General features: G+C 46.7%; 13 protein-coding genes. 2 read left to right on the top strand and 11 right to left on the bottom strand.

All coding sequences use genetic code 11. The features are described from left to right. Positions 1-301: 301 nt before the first annotated feature. The 6 genes from C9991_RS13935 to C9991_RS13910 all read right to left on the bottom strand — a co-directional run bounded on the left by C9991_RS13935 (position 302) and on the right by C9991_RS13910 (position 7642). Positions 302-1093: a prephenate dehydrogenase gene (locus C9991_RS13935; protein ID WP_106813125.1), complete on the bottom strand. Its 792-nt coding sequence runs from the start codon at positions 1091-1093 to the stop codon at positions 302-304. Positions 1094-1281: 188 nt separating this feature from the next. Beyond that, positions 1282-2349 carry a bifunctional 3-deoxy-7-phosphoheptulonate synthase/chorismate mutase type II gene (locus C9991_RS13930; RefSeq protein WP_106813124.1) on the bottom strand — a complete coding sequence of 356 codons (1068 nt, stop codon included), beginning with the start codon at positions 2347-2349 and terminating at the stop codon, positions 1282-1284. A 14-nt stretch (positions 2350-2363) separates the two neighbouring features. Beyond that, entirely contained in the window at positions 2364-3539 is a 1176-nt protein-coding gene (locus tag C9991_RS13925; protein ID WP_198643825.1) for a pyridoxal phosphate-dependent aminotransferase, read from the bottom strand. Between the two features lie 50 nt (positions 3540-3589). Continuing rightward, positions 3590-4420, bottom strand: coding sequence for a prephenate dehydratase (locus C9991_RS13920; protein ID WP_106813123.1), 831 nt, complete (start codon positions 4418-4420; stop codon positions 3590-3592). Positions 4421-4736: 316 nt separating this feature from the next. Then, positions 4737-5606 carry a tetratricopeptide repeat protein gene (locus C9991_RS13915; RefSeq protein WP_106813122.1) on the bottom strand — a complete coding sequence of 290 codons (870 nt, stop codon included), beginning with the start codon at positions 5604-5606 and terminating at the stop codon, positions 4737-4739. A gap of 137 nt (positions 5607-5743) precedes the next feature. After that, the gene (locus C9991_RS13910; RefSeq protein WP_106813121.1) at positions 5744-7642 is read right to left on the bottom strand and encodes a heavy metal translocating P-type ATPase; all 1899 of its coding nucleotides are present in this window, start codon (positions 7640-7642) and stop codon (positions 5744-5746) included. Positions 7643-7769: 127 nt separating this feature from the next. On the opposite strand from C9991_RS13910, the gene C9991_RS13905 reads away from it, so the two are divergent. After that, on the top strand, positions 7770-12014 hold the full coding sequence (locus C9991_RS13905; protein WP_198643824.1) for an AAA domain-containing protein: 4245 nt from the start codon (positions 7770-7772) through the stop codon (positions 12012-12014). A 466-nt stretch (positions 12015-12480) separates the two neighbouring features. On the opposite strand, the gene C9991_RS13900 is transcribed toward C9991_RS13905, so the two are convergent. The 3 genes from C9991_RS13900 to C9991_RS13890 form a co-directional block, all read right to left on the bottom strand. Next, entirely contained in the window at positions 12481-13824 is a 1344-nt protein-coding gene (locus C9991_RS13900) for an MATE family efflux transporter (protein WP_106813119.1), read from the bottom strand. 42 nt (positions 13825-13866) lie between these two features. After that, the gene (locus C9991_RS13895) at positions 13867-14571 is read right to left on the bottom strand and encodes an SIMPL domain-containing protein (RefSeq protein ID WP_106813118.1); all 705 of its coding nucleotides are present in this window, start codon (positions 14569-14571) and stop codon (positions 13867-13869) included. Positions 14572-14634: 63 nt separating this feature from the next. Beyond that, entirely contained in the window at positions 14635-15714 is a 1080-nt protein-coding gene (locus C9991_RS13890; RefSeq protein ID WP_106813117.1) for a UDP-N-acetyl glucosamine 2-epimerase, read from the bottom strand. A gap of 401 nt (positions 15715-16115) precedes the next feature. On the opposite strand from C9991_RS13890, the gene C9991_RS13880 reads away from it, so the two are divergent. Then, positions 16116-16499: a desulfoferrodoxin gene (locus C9991_RS13880; protein WP_106813115.1), complete on the top strand. Its 384-nt coding sequence runs from the start codon at positions 16116-16118 to the stop codon at positions 16497-16499. Positions 16500-16676: 177 nt separating this feature from the next. Here C9991_RS13880 and C9991_RS13875 read toward each other — a convergent pair whose 3' ends face one another. After that, the gene (locus tag C9991_RS13875) at positions 16677-16874 is read right to left on the bottom strand and encodes a toxin PIN (protein WP_106813114.1); all 198 of its coding nucleotides are present in this window, start codon (positions 16872-16874) and stop codon (positions 16677-16679) included. A 14-nt stretch (positions 16875-16888) separates the two neighbouring features. Then, complete coding sequence (locus tag C9991_RS13870; protein ID WP_368356641.1) at positions 16889-18265, bottom strand: BspA family leucine-rich repeat surface protein; 1377 nt, start codon at positions 18263-18265, stop codon at positions 16889-16891. Positions 18266-18270: the final 5 nt, after the last annotated feature.

The following is an 18270-nucleotide window of genomic DNA, read 5'->3' as shown; positions in this document are numbered from 1 at the left end:
TAAGTAGTCAACTATAAGTATGACTAAAATTAAATAAGTCAACGTGAATTATAAATAAGTAATAACTGAGTCAACTTGTATTATCAATAATACTTAGAGTGGTCAACTAAAATCGTTAAACCACACACGGAATGGCCATTCGGTGTCGCGGAACGTACATTCCGTGTCACGGAACGGCCGTTCGGTGACACGGAATATAAACTTTAAATATATTGTCTTTGACTTTATAAAGATATAGAATATAAAAAAGTAATGCCAAAACTTAGACTTGTGTGAAGTCTAACAAACAAAACTGCACTACTTAGATATTCTCTATATCCTGCTTAACGTTGTTGCGAATCTTAGTAAGATAAGCCTTCATACGCTTGGCGTCCTTATTGTCGATGATGTCTATAAGCTCGCCAAGCTCGTTGCGAATCTGAGCCACCTGTGCACTGGTGTATGGGTTGAACAGAATCTCCTGAAGCAGATAGTCGTCCTCGTTGAGCACTCCTTTTGCTATACGCAGATGTCGCTTAAAGGTAGTACCAGGCGCATCCTGATGCTTCATAACAGCAGAGAAGACAAATGTGCTTACGAAAGGTGTACTGAGCGAATAGGCCACCGTTTTGTCATGCTCCTCGAATGTGTACTCGTATATGTTGAGACCGAGTCGGGAGTAGAGGTCCTTAAAGAATATGCGGCCCATATAGTCGCCCTCGGTTATTATGATTGCATTCTCCTCCGACAGTTGTCCGAGGTTGGCAAACGTAGGTCCAAACATAGGGTGTGTAGATACATAAGGATGTCCCGACTGCTCGTAAAACTCCTTCAGATTGGTCTTTACCGATGATATGTCGCTTATGATGCAGTCTTGCGGTAGCACAGGCATCACTTCCTTAAAGGCAGATATAGTGTATTTTAGTGTAACGGCATTGATGACGAGCTGCGGTTCAAACTCCTTAATCTCATCGAGCGTGGTGAAACGCTGACAGTTATAGGTGAATCGCATTCGCTTAGGGTCTTTCTCATATACCGCAGTCTCGTGATCGAAACTGAGAACATCGAGAAAGAAGCTGCCCATCTTGCCGGCACCAAGGATTAGGATTTTCATTTTGAGTTTTGAGTTTTGAGTTTTGAATTGTGCGCTTTGCGCATTTTGAATTGTGAGTTCTGAGTTTTGAATTTCTCACCAATGACGACTTCTGAATTGAGAATTCATAACTCATAAATTCAAAATCGCAGGCGAAGCCGAGAATAATTCAAAATTCAAAACTCACAATTCAAAATTCGCGAAGCGTATTACTTCTGATTAATAATCTCCATCTGCTGTCTTACCGACTCCTCGTGTATATGCTCGAATATCTCTTTAACAAAATCGGAGTCCATACCGCAGAGCGAGCCTTGCGCACCACGCTTGTCGAGAATCTCGTTGTATCGACCAGTCTGGAGGATAGTCATATTATGCTCCTTCTTATACTGTCCAATCTCGCGACACACACGCATACGCTTGGCAAGAAGGTCCATAAGATTGTTGTCAAGCTCGTCAATCTGCTTGCGCAATTCGTGTATTCCCTCAGTTGTAACAGTCTCGTCGCGCACAACAAGCAGGCCTAAGATGTAGTCGAGTACATCTGGCGTTACCTGCTGTTTGGCATCGCTCCATGCATTGTCTGGCGAGCAATGGCTCTCCACCATCAATCCATCAAAGCCCAGGTCCATTGCCTGTTGGCAAAGAGGAGCTACAAGTTCGCGACGTCCACCTATATGACTTGGGTCGCAGATTATAGGCAACTCTGGGATGCGTCGGCGCAGCTCGATAGGAATCTGCCACATAGGAAGGTTGCGGTATATTTTCTTGTCGAAGCTTGAGAAGCCTCGATGTATGGCAGCCATACGTTTGATACCCGCCTGGTTGATACGTTCCATGGCACCAATCCACAATTCAAGGTCGGGGTTTACAGGGTTCTTTACAAATACAGGTACGTCTACACCCTTAAGGCTGTCAGCAAGAGCCTGCATGGCAAACGGATTGGCAGAGGTACGAGCACCAATCCAAAGTATATCGATGCCATACTTCAAGGCGAGTTCCACATGCTCAGGTGTTGCCACCTCAGTAGCTGTGAGCATACCCGTCTCTTCCTTAACCTGTTTCATCCAAGGCAAAGCAGCCTCGCCATTGCCTTCAAAACCACCCGGCTTGGTACGCGGTTTCCAAATACCAGCACGAAACATATGGCATCCAAGTTTCTTAAGTTGCTTGGCTGTTGTAATAACTTGCTCTTCAGTTTCAGCCGAACATGGTCCGGCAATTACGAATGGGCGTGGATTGTCACTCGGTAGGTTTAAAGGCTGTAATTCTAAATCCATAGTCGTATAATTTTTTACTTATTGTCATTCATTAATTTCACTCTCTCCAATGCCTCCTGTATCTTCTCATCCTTTGCGCAAAGACTGATACGGATGTAGCGTTGTCCGTTGCTACCGAAAATAAAGCCAGGTGTGATAAACACCCTTGCCTCATGCAGCACACGCTCTGTAAGCTCCTCGCAATCCTTATACTTATCAGGTATCTTGCCCCATAGGAACATGCCAACCTGATTAGGATCGAACGTACAATCGAGTTCTGTCATTATCTGCTCGGCTATATCGCGGCGGCGACGATATGTGGTGATGTTAGCCTCGCGGTGCCATTCGGGAGTATTGGTATTATAAGCCTCGGCAGCTGCAAGCTGTATGCCACGGAATGTACCCGAGTCGATATTGCTCTTTATCTTCAATATCCATGATATGAATGTTGGATTAGACACGCACATACCTACACGCCAACCCGGCATATTATGACTCTTCGACATTGAGTTGAACTCTATACAACAGTCCTTAGCGCCCGGAACCTGAAGCAGCGACATTGGCTTGTCGTTAAGGATGAACGAATAGGGATTGTCGTTAACCACCACAATGTTGTGCTTCTTGGCAAAAGCCACAAGTCGCTCATATGTCTCACGGCGGGCATTGCCTCCGGTTGGCATGTTGGGATAATTGGTCCACATAAGGCGCACACGCGACAGATCCATGTTCTCAAGCTCGTCAAAGTCGGGTTGCCATCCGTTGTCATCACGCAAGTTGTAGTTCACTATCTCGGCTCCAAGTATCTTGCTCAAGGATGTGTATGTGGGATAACCAGGATTAGGCACAAGCACCTGTTCGCCAGGATTGACAAAGGCAAGTGTAACATGCAATATACCCTCCTTAGAGCCAATAAGCGGCTGCACTTCTGTCTTGGGGTCTACATCTACATTGTACCAACGCTTGTAGAAACCAGCCATAGCCTCACGCAATTCGGGTGTACCCATAGTGGGCTGATAGCCATGAGCTTCAGGCTTTGAAGCCACCTCACATAGCTTGTCTATTGTCTGCTGCGATGGCGGCATATCTGGCGAACCGATGGCAAGGGATATAATATCCTTACCCTCAGCGTTCAACTTTGCAACCTCCTTGAGTTTGCGTGAGAAGTAATATTCTTGAACCAACGATAGTCGGTCGGCGGGTTGTATTTTCATAAGTTTTGAGTTTTGAATTGTGAGTTTTGAGTTTTGAGTTTTGAGCGTGCTTAGCGCGCTTCATATTCTCCAAGTATCTTAAGCGAGCGAGTAAGCGGTATTATCGCGTCAATGCTCTGTCGGTATCTTGTCAAGTTGTCGAACGTCAGGTCTACATAGAACAGGTATTCCCACTCGCATCCTATTACTGGCAACGACTGTATCTTTGTGAGGTTGATGCCATAGAACGAGAGAATAGTGAGTACCTTTGACAGCGATCCTTCCTCATGGGCAACATGAAAGACGATGCTTGCCTTATTAGCCTTCTCCAATGGACGAAGGAAGTCGGCCTTGTTAGGATTTGACACTACGAGAAAACGCGTAAAGTTGTGCTTGTTGTCCTGTATCTGGTCTTGCAGAATCTTAAGTCCATACATCTTTGCAGCAGAAGCGTTGCATATGGCAGCCCATCCCTTGCAATTGTACTTGGCAATGTATTCTGCCGAACCAGCTGTATCCTCAGCCTCAACAGCCTTGATGTCGGGATGATTGGATAGGAAGGCATTACACTGTGCAAGAGCCACTGGATGTGAATGAACCTCGGTTACAGTAGACCAATCGTCGTCTGGCAAGCAACAGATGCAATGCTCAATATGTAGTTTGTGCTCACCCACTACTGTTGCACCCGACTCACGCAGAAGCTCGTAGTTGTGAAGAAGACTACCAGCTATGGTATTCTCTATTGCCGTCATACCAATAACGGTTGGGTCGCGTCGCATATTCTCGTACACTTGCTCGAAGGTGGCGCAGCATATCAGCTGTATCTGTTCGCCACTGAAGTATTGGTGAGCGGCAATATCGTGGAATGAGCCTTTAAAACCCTGTATAGCTATTCTTTTCATATTTATCAGTTGACCGGTAGACTAAGCTACTTGTAAAACAAAAAGCCCCGCTTTCACTATTCTGTGAAGCGGGGCTCGTATATTTTTATACACTCTCTAACCTTAAGTTGAATATCATGCACAACTCACCGCTTCACAATTCCTTGTAAAGTAAAAGTAAAATCGGTAAATATATGCGTATGACTTATTCATAACTTTGTTGATTATTTATTCTATTTGTTTATATTGTTATTTGATGTGTGCAAATGTATAACATTTTTTTGTTACGTGCAAATAATTTACGATAAAATGTCAATAAAAGTTGAAGTTTAGCTTATCAATCGTTATTAAACACCTTATAAGGGTCGGCTTGTTGCATCTTTTCTTTTATCTTCTGCTCAATGCCTTCGTCGGCTTGTGGTGCCGATGCCCTCATCTCTTCGGCAGTAGCCTCGTCGTCCTTAGCTCCGTCCTCATTGCCTTGTTGGCGACGTACTATAGCACGTTCGGCAAATGCCTCTATGCAGAAAGGATTGGCCTCTAAAACCTTATTGTACATATTCTCGGCATTGGCAGCATCGCCCTTAGCCTTAAGCACACGTGCCTTAAGCAAGCATACGTCTTCGTTGCCCTCTATGCGTGCAAGCAATATGTCGGCATCCACGTTAGCCTCATCAGTATCGCCATTCTCGAGCAATACCTCTCCACGCAACAAGCGGGCTGTGTCAAAGTCATCCTTAAGCTTTAATGCCTTGGTCAACATTGCAATGGCATTGGTAAGGTCGCCCAGTCCACGGCAAGCCTTGGCATAATAGTAGTAAATCTGCACATTATTGTCGTCGACAAGCAAAGCCTTCTCTGCAACATCTGCCATAGCTGTGTAATTCTCCATCATATAGGCAACGTCGGCCAAGCGCAACAATACGGCTACATTATCAGGACGTGCATCGGCTATGAGCTGCAACTGCTCGTATGCCTGAGACAAGTCGCCCAAAGCGATATAAGCTTGAGACAGATAGTCGCGACATTCCAAATCGTCGCTTTTCAGCTGCAATGCGTGGACAAAGCATTGCACAGCATAATCGAACTGATGCTGCTTGAGAGCTCGAACACCATCATATTTTAACACGTCGAAGTTCTTGCTTTCGTTCGGTTTCTCTTCTTTCTTGGATTTGTTTCCACCGAACAAGGCTCTAAAAAAGTTCATATTCTATAATTAATGGTTTAAAGTTTGTACAAAGATACAACTTTTATCTTGTTCGTAATGGTATAGTGACTAAAAAAATATCGGCACAACTCTGCCACTCACATTTTATGAGGGAATCACCCGTCTTTTTATTATTCTTAAGACTTCGATAGCCTTAGGCTATTGGTAACCACGCTGACGCTCGACATGGCCATGAGCGCACTTGCCCACATTGGCGTTATCTGGAAGTCGACACCAAACAAGCGCAAGGCACCAGCCGCCAAAGGAATACATATTATATTATAGACGAATGCCCAGAACAGATTCTGACGTATCATGGCTACGGTGTTGTGCGACAGACGACAAGCATCGGCTATGCGGCGCAGATCGTCGCCCATGAGCGTAACCTGAGCCACATCCATGGCCACATCGGTGCCACGTGCCATGGCTATGCTGACATCGGCAAGAGCAAGAGCCTGCGAATCGTTAATGCCGTCGCCCACCATTGCCACCGTCTTGCCTTGAAGTTGCAAATGACGTACAATGTCCTCCTTGTCTTGAGGCATACAGCAACTTTTCCAATGGTCTATGCCAACCTTTTTAGCCCAATAAGCGGCAGCTTCCTCCTTGTCGCCACTCATCATCCACACCTCAATGCCACGCGCCTTAAGCATGGCTATGGCCTCAACGGCATGAGGCTTGAGTTGCTCGCGATCCTCAAGTGCAATATTCTCGGCAGACTTGAAATCCACATCCTTATTAGGTATTGTGAGCGTGCCCGTCTTGTCTATAACAAGCGCGTCTACCTTGCACATCTGCTCTACAGCCGTGGCGTCCTTGACAAGTATGCCACATTGTGCCGCCTTGCCTATGCCAACCATAAGGGCAGTAGGCGTGGCAAGACCCATGGCACAAGGACAGGCTATTACCAATACTGAGATGGCAGAAAGCAGGGCCTGAGGCAACACAGACTCGCCACCAATCAATAGCCACAAAACGAACGTAAGCACCGACACAGCCAACACGCACGGAACAAATACCAACGCCACCTTGTCGACCAACCGCTGAACTGGAGCCTTGGAGCCCTGAGCCTCTTGCACCATACGTATTATATTGGCAAGCATGGTGTGCTGGCCAACTTGTTCGGCACGAAATCGCAATGTGCCCTCGCTCACTATTGTTCCAGCAAGCACACGGGCTGCGGTCGACTTGCTTACGGGCAATGGTTCGCCAGATATCATCGACTCGTCTACATAGCCTGTGCCTTCTGTCAAGGTGCCATCGACGGGAATCTTCTCGCCCTTGCGCACCTCTACCACGTCGCCTACGGATACGGCTGCAAGCGGAACATCTGTCACATCGCCATTGCTTACGATGTGGGCCATGCGTGGAACAAGGCCCATAAGCGAGCGTATGGCAGAGGCTGTTGACTTCTTGGCACGCTCCTCAAGGCTTCGGCCTGTAAGCACAAAGGTTACAATCATAACCGAAGCGTCGTAATAGGTGTGCCACTCTATTCCACGAGAGCCCCAGAACGAGGAACCCCAGAAGGTATTGAACACGCTAAAGCCAAATGACATTAATGTGGACATTGCCACGAGCGTGTCCATATTGGCAGAGCGATGCAGAAGCAGACGCCAAGCGTTGAGGTAGAACTGGCGTCCACAATAAATCATATTTACAATGCAGATGATAAGCAATACCTGGTTGGAGGCGTCGGGCGAGCCTGCACTCACCCATCCCATCGACACCGACATGGTAAGCAAAGCAAACAGCCACGACAATGCCGTGCGGCGAAGCAACAGGCGATACGAGTTTTTCTCAAGCGTGTCGACACGTGTCTCCTCGTCGATTATCAGCTCGAAACCGGCTGCATCAACCTCGCGCTTCATATCGGCTGGTGTTACTATCTTCTCGTCGTACTCTACCATTGCTGTGCGTCCGGGCAACGACACCGACACACTTTTTATTCCGTCCATGGCCTTAAGCTTGCGCTCTACATTGGCGCTGCATCCGGCACATGCCATTCCCAATACGGGCAGTATCTTCTTTTCCATGGGTGCAAAGTTACGGCTTTTATTGTATTTGCGATTGCAGATTTATGGAGAAAGATTATAAGATGTGGAAAATGGACTTATGATTTTTTTGACTTGTCTTGGCTTTGCACTACCTTTGCATACTGAAATGGAACATTATAATAAAAACGAGAATATTGACTATACAGCCGACTGTGCCATGTCATTCTTCGACCAACTGGAGGATGTGTGTGCAGCCGACTTCACCATACGCGAAAAATACACCATTCTGCGCAACATCTTCAAGCGTGTGGTGAACCAAGCCATTGCACACAACAGCATCAACTTTATCGGAATGTTTGCTAAGCTTGACTATCTTATAAAACAACACAACATTGCGACGGAGAAGGCCATACTGATACACGACACGCGCAAGGCACTGGAACGCATACACAACACAGGCAACGACGAACTGAAGATGTCGCTTCGGCATGACATCAAGGCAACAGCCTTGCTGGTGGCTGGCATTTACGATGTGGCAATACCGCCATCGCTTGCCAAACACTTGCCTAAGAAGGACCGAAAAAGCCGTTGGAGCAAGTTTGATATCAACCTGCTGCGCTGCATCGTGGTGTCGTGGGACGACGAGTACATCTATGCTACGGAGGAGATGAACGCGTCGGAACTTAAGATTTGCTACGGACAGCAGAACAGATACCTTACACATAACGGCAAGGGCGACTGGACTTACCTAAAACAGATTCTGACTGAAGGGGCGCAGCTGAACCTTGTGCGCATACGCATGGAGGACAACGTGTGCATGCCCGAACTGATAATATACGAACCCGACTACCTGATAGACATCACAACCATTGCGTCGTGCTTTGAGACGTACGCCGAGTCGCCATACGTGAACATGGTGAACCGACTGAAACCGCAAGCCAACACCGTACACATACATCTGGGTAATCTTGCCGGACGCTTTCTTGACGACACCGTGCACAACCGCGACGTGTCGTTTGGCAAAGGCATTATGGAGTTTTTCAAGACCAACACCATCAGCCTTACATCGTGCGACGACATGAACGACCAGCCTACCGTGCAGAAGTTTTACCAGGACGCACGCGCACAAAAACGCAACATACAGAAGCTTATTGGTACGGACCTGCCTAAGGAGGTAGACGATTACGACCCTAAGGCGGTGGTGCTTGAGCCTACCTTCTTTAGCGATGTGCTGGGCATTCAGGGACGTCTGGACCTTTTGCACGAGAAGGACGGACGCACTACAATAATAGAACAGAAGTCGGGCAAGGGCGAGTTTGTGCCCTATACATCGCCCGAATATAACCCTAACAGACCAGTTCCGCAAGAGAAACACCTAGTGCAGCTGTCTATGTATCGCGCGCTGTTCAATTACGAATTCAGGAAACACTCTGACGAACTGCGCCACTTTATGCTGCTATACTCTAAATACAACGAGGGACTGGTGTCGATTGCCAATCTGCCAGAACTGACTCTACGCGCCATACGCATGCGCAACCTTCTTACATGGTGCGACCTTACACAAGGCAACAATGGCATAAAAGTGCTGGAGAAACTTACGCCCGAAATGCTGAACCGCAAGGGTGTGGAGGGCAGACTGTGGGAGGAATGGACTCGCCCCGAACTGGAGCGACTGCTTAAACCAATACACAACGCTACAGACCTGGAACGTGCCTACTACTTCAGAATGATGCAGTTTGTAGAACGCGAGCACCTGTTGTCGAAAGTAGGTAACAAGACCAAGGACGACAGCGGATTTGCAGCAATATGGCTGGACACTATTGAGGACAAAAGGGCGGCGGGCAACATTTACGAGGAACTGACAATTGAGCAGTTTGGAGAGAGCCACGACGGAATGGTGGAAAGCCTTAAGTTGAAATTTGCCGAAGAACAGTCGGCTGACACGTCCAACTTTCGCAAAGGCGACATCGTTATTCTTTATCCCTACAAGGAGGATGCTGTTCCCAATGCCTGCGCCCAGATGGTGAACCGCGCGTCTATAAAGGAGATAACGACAACGGGAGTGGAGGTTGTGCTGCGCAACTCGCAAACCGACAAGCAGGTGTTTGATGTGCCAAAAGGCACATTTTGGGCTATAGAGCACGACATGTTTGAGTCGTCGGCAAGGGCTTTGTATAGTGGATTGCACAGCTTTCTGTCGGCATCAAAGGAGCGTCGCAACCTGATACTGTGCCAACGCAAACCAACAATAGACGAACACGTGCACATACGTGGCGATTATGGACGATTCAACACGTTAGTGGAAAGGGCTAAACAATCGCGCGACTTGTTTCTGGTAATCGGACCTCCGGGTACTGGCAAGACATCATTCGGACTGCTTAACATCCTAAAGGAGGAACTGACCGACCCACACTCTAACGTTATTCTGCTGTCGTACACCAACAGGGCGGTAGACGAGATTTGCTCGAAACTTGTGGAAAGCGACATAGACTTCCTACGCATCGGATCGGAATTAAATTGTGACGAGGCTTACCACAACCATCTCTTGGTCAACCGTGTGGCTAAATGCGGCACAGCACGCGAGGTGAAGGAAGTGATAAGCAATATGCGCGTGTTTTGTGCGACAACAGCCGCCATGAACGCCAACATACACCTGTTTAAGATTAAGCACTTCGACTTGGCTATAATAGACGAGTCGTCGCAAATACTTGAGCCTCATCTCATAGCCTTGCTTAGCGCCACATCGGGCGAACGCGATGCCATAGACAGATTTGTGCTTATTGGTGACCACAAGCAGCTGCCTGCCGTTGTGCAACAGACGGCTGAAGAATCGCATGTGGACGAACCTATGCTGCGCGACATAGGACTTGTAGACTGCCGCCTGTCGCTATTCGAACGCTTGTTGTTTGGATTTAAAACCGATAATGGCTACGATCCAAGATACGTATACATGCTAACCAGACAGGGACGCATGCACCAGACAATAGCCGAATTTGCCAACTATGCCTTCTACGGCAACCGCCTCGAAGTGGTGCCTTTGCAGCATCAGACGCTGCCTTGTAGCACATCGTGCAGCGACAACGGCATTGTGCAACTGCTGAGTATGCGACGTATGGCTTTTGTGGCGGCACAAAGACCAAGAACATCTGCATCGGTAAAAACCAACTGTATAGAGGCAGAGATGATTGCGGCAACGGTGGTAGAAATATACCACCTTACTAAAGAGTCGTTTGACGAGAGTCAGACGGTGGGCGTTATTGTGCCTTATCGCAACCAGATAGCTACCGTACGCAACGCCATCGACCGTTCGGGCATTGCTCCTCTACACAACATAACTATCGACACAGTGGAACGATACCAAGGCAGTCAGCGCGACTACATTATTTATGGCTTTACGGTTCAGCAACCCAACCAGCTAAACTTCCTGACAAACAATGTTTTCGAGGAGGACGGAATGGTGATTGACCGCAAGCTGAATGTGGCTATGACACGAGCCCGTCTGCATCTGCTGATGGTAGGCAATGCGGACATTCTGCGCGAGAACTACACATTCTACAAGCTGCTGGAATATGCCAAGAGCAAAGCCTCGTACATAGATGTTCCCGTGGAGCTTTATTGCAAGGGCGAATTCAATATTCATGCCGTAAACGACCAAGATGTTGACAACGACATGATGTACGGCAACAACCGCAACGCCAACCTTGTGTTTATCAACTATGGAAGGTCTGACTTCGCGCATGGAATGATGGTGTACAGCAAGATGGAGCAACAGTCGATTGCACTTACTGCTGCCCACCAAGTGGATATTTACTGCCATTATCTTATGCCACAATATCTGGAGAACGCAAAGAGGATGTACATCGAGCGTATGAAGGAAATAATGGATGGGGCTATTAAGCATAACGGACGCATCAAGATGGTTGACATAGGATGCGGACCGGCTACATGCGGTGTGGCTTTGGCTGAAAGCCTGAAAGAAAACAAAGACTGCGTAACACCCTTAAGCCTCGAGTATATTGGTGTTGACGTGTCGGAAGCTATGAGGATAAAGGCTGAAGAGGAGATGCAGTCTCTAATGGAGAAAAGCCAGAGAGGAAAGGAGACGAACAAAAGAGAAAAGGAGGAAATGCGACAAACAGACAAGGACAGCAACATCTCTTGGCTATTTCTGGCTTCCATTGACGATGCTGATGGGCTATTGGCAAGCAAAGACAGCGCACTCGTTATCTTTAACTTCTCGCATTTCTTTGCTTGTATAGATGTAGAAACGGCAGAAACACTGGCAAGCAAGATTAAGAACATGATGACAACAAATGCAGACAACGATTATATGGTCGTGGTGCAACAATCGACAGACGACGACAAGCTACGGTCGTATGAGGTATTCAGTAAGGTTCTCTTGTCTAAATAATCACAGCAGTACAGTTTTGTATCAAACAAATATCGAAAGAACATAAAAAAAAGAAATCCCCCAAGAGGGCGAGTGCATACATGGGTGTGCCACTCGTTCTCTCCGGGGACTTGCTTTTAAATGTGGTTGCTATCTTTGTTGACAAACCGCAACCTAACTAATTGTACCAAATGGATGATTCTACACGGGTGTAACGCTCTTCCTCCTCGTTGTAGATGTTGTCGAGCTCGAACGACTCAAGGTCATAAGCTCTTTTTACTTCTCTCATCATAATACCCTCCTATTCTGACCGGTGTCTCGCGCCTGTCATTTTAAGATTACCATTTGGGGATGTGAGACTCCATCCTTTAGTTGTTGTTGAAAAACAATGCAAATATAGCGATTTTTCTTGAAAATAGCAACAAATAAAGTCGGTTTTCTTACGATTTTAAAATTATTTTACCATAAATGCAACAATATACAACATTTAAACCAATTCTTTAAAAGTAAGTCGCATAATAGGTATTGCCAGCAAAAACGTCACCACATCACATACAGCCTGGCACATCGCAACTCCCATTAAACCAAACAGATGAGGCAATAGAAGGATGAAAGGAATAAACACAAGTCCGCGGCGGGCTGATGCAAGTAAATTGGCACGCAAGGGTCGGCGCGTTGTCTGCAACATCATGTTGGATGTCATAATGTAAGCGTTGAGCGGATAAGCCACCAAATGCCAACGCAAGGCTGTACTTCCTACAGCTATAACTATTGCATCGTCGCGAAACAAAGCTACAGTTTGTTCAGCAAAACAATACACTACAGCAGCAAAGATAGCAAGAAACACAAAGCCTGTCTTTACCGTAAACCAATAGCCTTGACGCAGCCGTGCATATAGTCCGGCTCCATAGCAATAGCCGCAGAATGGCTGGAATCCTTGTCCTAATCCCACTATCACCGACATTACAAACATGGTGACACGACTTACTATCGACATTGCGGCAACTGCAGCATCGCCATAGCTTGCCGCTGCCAGATTGAGCAGCACAACAGAGATGCTTGCCAAGCCTTGGCGCGAGAGAGAAGGTGAACCGCCATAGATTATCTCGCGCGCATAATGCCAACGCAGAGAAAACTTCGTTAGATGGATGCCTACACACGTTGCACCACGACGGTTACACATTATATATAATATAAGGAAACTTACAGCCTGGCCTATAACAGTGGCAAGGGCTGCGCCACGTAGCCCTAACGAGCAACCGAATATCAACAAGGGATCGAGCAGCACATTAAGCGCAGCTCCACTCACAATACCCCACATGGCATGGCGTGTGTTGCCTTGCATGCGCAGCTGACTGTTGAGTGTGAAGGAGGCTATCTGAAAAGGTGTTCCCGTCAAGATTATTGCCATATATTGCTCGGTATAAGGCAACACCGTGGCCGTACTGCCAAGCCACAGAGACAATGTTTGGAGCGATATCAATCCTACTGCGGCAATAGCCACACCCGTAATAATAGCATAAACAAAGCCTGTTGCAGCCATAGACGCTGCATTATCGATGCGACGAGCTCCAAGTTCGCGCGACATGTAGCTACCGCTGCCATGACCAAAGAAGGAGCCTATCGCCTGAATAAGGCACATCAAAGAAAAGACGATACCTACTGCTGCCGTAGATTGTGTGTTGAGCTGGCCTACAAAATAGGTATCGACAATAGTGTACAAACACGTAACAAGCATAGAGACAATCGTCGGTACCGCCATCGTGAGGATGACACGCGACACTGGCGCCTGTGTAAGAAACTCGTAATTGTCTCTATGCTGTGTTTTCATACGTGTTGGAAACACCCCTCAATAAGAGGGGCTAATTATACTTTAATCCTTAAGCGAGTAAACAATCGTTGTAACCACTCTCACCTTCTTGATGTATGGAGTGTTCTGGTCGCGGTCCTCTATAGAGAACTGTCCTTGGTCTGCCGACACAATCTTATTGAGTTTGCTCTTAGAGTTCTCGGCAAACTGCTCTGCTGTCTTCTCGGCATTGGCTATTGCCTCCTCCATCATCTTGGGTTTCATGTCACGAAACGACACATACTCGTACTTAATAGGATTGTCCCAACCACCGTCTACAATGGCAATACCCTCCTTAAGCAACTCGCCTTGGCGCGCTATGATAGAGCGCACAAGCTTCACGTTGTTTGACGTAACAGTAATGACCGACGTAATGTTGTAACGGTAAACACGGCGGTTGTCGCTGTATTGGTCGGCATTCTGGTCGATAACCTTAGGCGCATTGACGCTAATCTCGTCGGCCTTAATGCCGTTGTTTATAAGAAACTTCTTTATTTTTGCCTGTGTATTACCAAGACGTGTGTAGAGATCGGGCAGTTCGTTGCCTATCTCCTTTGACACGATAGGCCACGTCACCTTATCGGCATCCACCTCTTTCTCTGCCAGTCCCTTTACGGCAACCTTGCGGTCTTTATTGGCAAAATTGTCTATACCGCCCTTGATACAGAAACCAAGGACAACAATGCTCAATGCTATAAGCGCAGAGCACATAATGGATTTGTTGTTCATAAGCAAAAAATTTTTTGTTTATTCAAGTTTCGCAAGCGAAAGGAGTTTAGGAGTTAACTTCTCCTACTCTATCAGAGTTTGTACGATGCGCTCTGCCGAACGACCGTCCCAACGCTCTGGTATTCCACAATGTTTCCATTCATGGTTAACCATTCGCGTCATTTCCTCGCCCAATTTTATTGGGTCTTCGCCTACAAGCACATTCGAGCCTGTCTTTACAGTCTCTATATGCTCGGTGTAGCTGTTGAGGGTGATGCAAGGTACGGTGTTGAATGTTGCCTCCTCGGCCACATTGCCCGAGTCGGTAATAACACCAAGAGCGTGTGCCGTAAGCCAACCAAACTCCAGATAACCAAGCGGACTAACGATATGAAGACCTTTGAAGAGCAACGGATTTGAATCTATTACCCTCTTAACGGCATCGGCAGCCAACTTGCGTAGCGGTGCCACAACCGGAATATCGCCAGCATGCGACATCATGCTTAGCAATAGCGAGCGCAACTCGTCGGTTTTGGCAATAAGAGCCTTGCGGTTTAGGGTGAAAACGATGTAGTTGTTCTCGGTCAACTGCAACTCGTCCATAACGGCAGGACGAACAAAGCGCTGATGATTAAAGCGCAATGTATCCATCAGTATATTGCCCACCTGATATATCTTAGACGATTCTGCCCCCTCACGAGTAGCGGCGCTGCTGCCACCTATACCTGCTGTAAACAGAAGGTCAGACAGACCGTCTATCACGAGTCGGTTTATCTCCTTAGGCATGTTGATATCGAACGAGCGTGTGCCAGCCACAAGATGAGCCAAACGTATGCCCTGCTTCTTGGTTACGATAGCCGCAGCCATTGTAGACGCAAGGTCGTCTACTACAATTACGGTATCTGTCTTATTCTCTTGCAAATAGCGCTCGAATGCCGACATCACCTGTCCTGTAAGCTCATTTAGGTTCTCGCAGTCTACGCCAAGATAGACATCAGGGCGCGACATCTGCAAGTCGTCAAACAATGATGCCTCAAGTGTAGGGTCGTCTTCGCGTCCTGCATACACAAGGCTGTGGTCTACTCCAGCTGCATCCATTGCACGAAGAATGGGAGCCACCTTTATAAAGTTGGGACGTGCACCAACAAAAATACAAATGTTCATAATAGTATAAAAATTATTTTTTGCCATGTCAGAAGTTTTTCACTTATCTTATTGTTGCAAAACAAACAAGAGAATCTGACAATAGACATGGCAAAAATACAAATTAAATCTGAGAATCTCACTCCTTTGGGAGGAATATTTTCGGGTCGTGGAGCAATTTTTGACTCCAGACACGTTTTCTCGCCATGGCAAAGCTTAAGCAAACTTAGCTCTGCTCATATGGCTTAACGAAAGCCTTCGGTTACTAAAGTTTCGCCAATGAATATCCACAAGCATAATTTTACTTAATTTTTGAATAAAAAAGGCTCTAAAGCTTGTGTAACCCACAGAAAATGAGTATCTTTATAATCGTTAAAGAATAAAGACATCATTTCATTTTCTAAATTTTCGGAGGAACGATTATGACTAAGACAAGAGAAATCTACCGTTGCACGGTTTGTGGCAATGTGGTAGAGGTTGTGAATCCCGGAGCCGTGCTAAGTTGCTGCGGTCAGCCCATGAAACTGATGAAGGAGAACACCACGGATGCGGCAAAGGAGAAGCATGTGCCAGTGATAGAACCTATCGAGGGCGGCTATCGTGTAAAGGTGGGAAGCGTAGAGCATCCGATGCTCCCAGAGCATTATATCCAATGGATAGAGTTGCTCACTCCTACCGATGTACTTCGCCATGAGCTAAAGCCAGGCGAGAAGCCAGAGGCAATCTTCCTAACAGATGCCAAAGAGGTATCGGCTCGCGAGTATTGCAACCTCCATGGGTTGTGGAAAGGAGATGCCAACAAATAAGCTTTGAATAACGCATATTTCGAGTTCATTGCCGACAGCAACATTGCGAGGAATGCCATTAAGGCCGAAATCGTAATATACAAAAGACTACCGCCGCATATCCTGACTATTCGGATATGCGGCGGTTTTGCCTTTTCAGGCACCTAAACACATTATATATATTGTAGGCGCGAGTTACTATTCACCGAAAACGTTCGGATTCGAGTCGGTGGTCTCTGAGGAATAGTCATCATCGTCCCAGACAAAGCTACCAGAATACTCCTTGGCACAGGCTGGACCTGTGGCAGGATCTTTGCTAATTCCAGGAGAACCTGCCATCATGCCCTCACTCTCTATTTCCAACAATATCATTGTTGGCTTGATATATTTCTTCATAATTTTCTATCTTTTTATTTGTTATACACTACTTTCTTGCCGTTCACTATGTATATCTCGCCCTTCTGAGGAGCAGCCACCTTGCGACCCATCAAGTCGAAGTAAACCTTAGGCTGCAAGTCGGCTTGGTCGTAAATGCCCTTGTTAGAGCTATCGCCGTTGATGCGGTCGATGCCCGTAGCCTCACCACCCTCGAATACCATGCTGTAAGCCTTGGCTTCGCCGAATCCTTCATCACCTCCACCGATTTCAGTAGAGCTGAGGTCAAGATAAGCACGATAAGCACCCACCTTCAAGGTCGTATTGTCTGCCGCTACTGGGTGGAAGTTGCCATCGGTCTGGAGGATATAGCTACCACCCTTAGCCACCATGCTTTCGAAGGTACCCTTCAAGAGGTGTCCCTCGTTCTTAGGAGCAGTAACTGAAGATGAAGCATCTGCATCCACCTCGAATGTAATGACGCTCATATCATTCTTGCCATCGAAGTCCACACCTTCGAGATAGCGGTGATATACATAAGGCACTCCTGGCTCAATGCTCTTCGCCTCAGTCAAGGTAATCGAACCCTTGTTCTTATCTGCATTTGTCACCTGATAGAGCTTGTCGAAACCTGTGAAGCTGCCTGCTACGAGGCTACTGCCCACTGGCACACAAAGCGTACCATATTCCGGCGTCTTGTTGATGCTGACGTATGGCTTCACGGCTTGGCCATAGGATGCAATGATGCTATTGCTCTTGAAGCTCTCGTATTGCAATGGGGAGCAGTAGAGAGTGGCAGGACTATTGCTAAACATATCCGTATTACTAATACTGCTCAATTTGCCTGCATCAAACTTGTTGCCAAAATATATGGCACTTAGATTTGGTGTCTTCGCAAACATATATCCGACATTTTTTAAATTCAGAATGTCAAACGATGATAAATCTAAAGAAGTGAGCGCAGAGCAACCGTCGAACATACAATACATGCTCGTCACATTCGAAGTGTTAAAGTGTGACACATCTAAGGAAGTGAGCCTTGAGCAACCGAAGAACATACTACTCATGTCCGTCACTTCTGATGTATTGAAGTTTGATACATCTAAGGAGGTGAGCGCAGAGCAACCATCGAACATACGATACATGATCCTCACTTTCGAAGTGTTAAAGTTTTCTATTCCTTCGATTGTTGATAACTTTTCAAAATTACGAAACCATTCGTAGCATGAAGTTGGACGAGCTTGTTCAAATGTCTTGTCGAACACGACTTTTGTGACATCTTTATATCTCCAACCTGGCATAGAGGTTCCTCCAACCAGTAGATACTCATCATTTCCCACTGTCTCTTTATATCCATATTGAAAGGTAAGAACACCGTCAACAAACTTCACCCATGGACGAAGATATTTTATGTTTC

It is taken from the genome of Prevotella merdae (genome assembly GCF_900290275.1).
GTDB lineage: Bacteria > Bacteroidota > Bacteroidia > Bacteroidales > Bacteroidaceae > Prevotella > Prevotella merdae.
The sequence above is the reverse complement of the archived record's forward strand: the minus strand, read 5'-3'. Positions and strand labels throughout refer to the sequence as shown.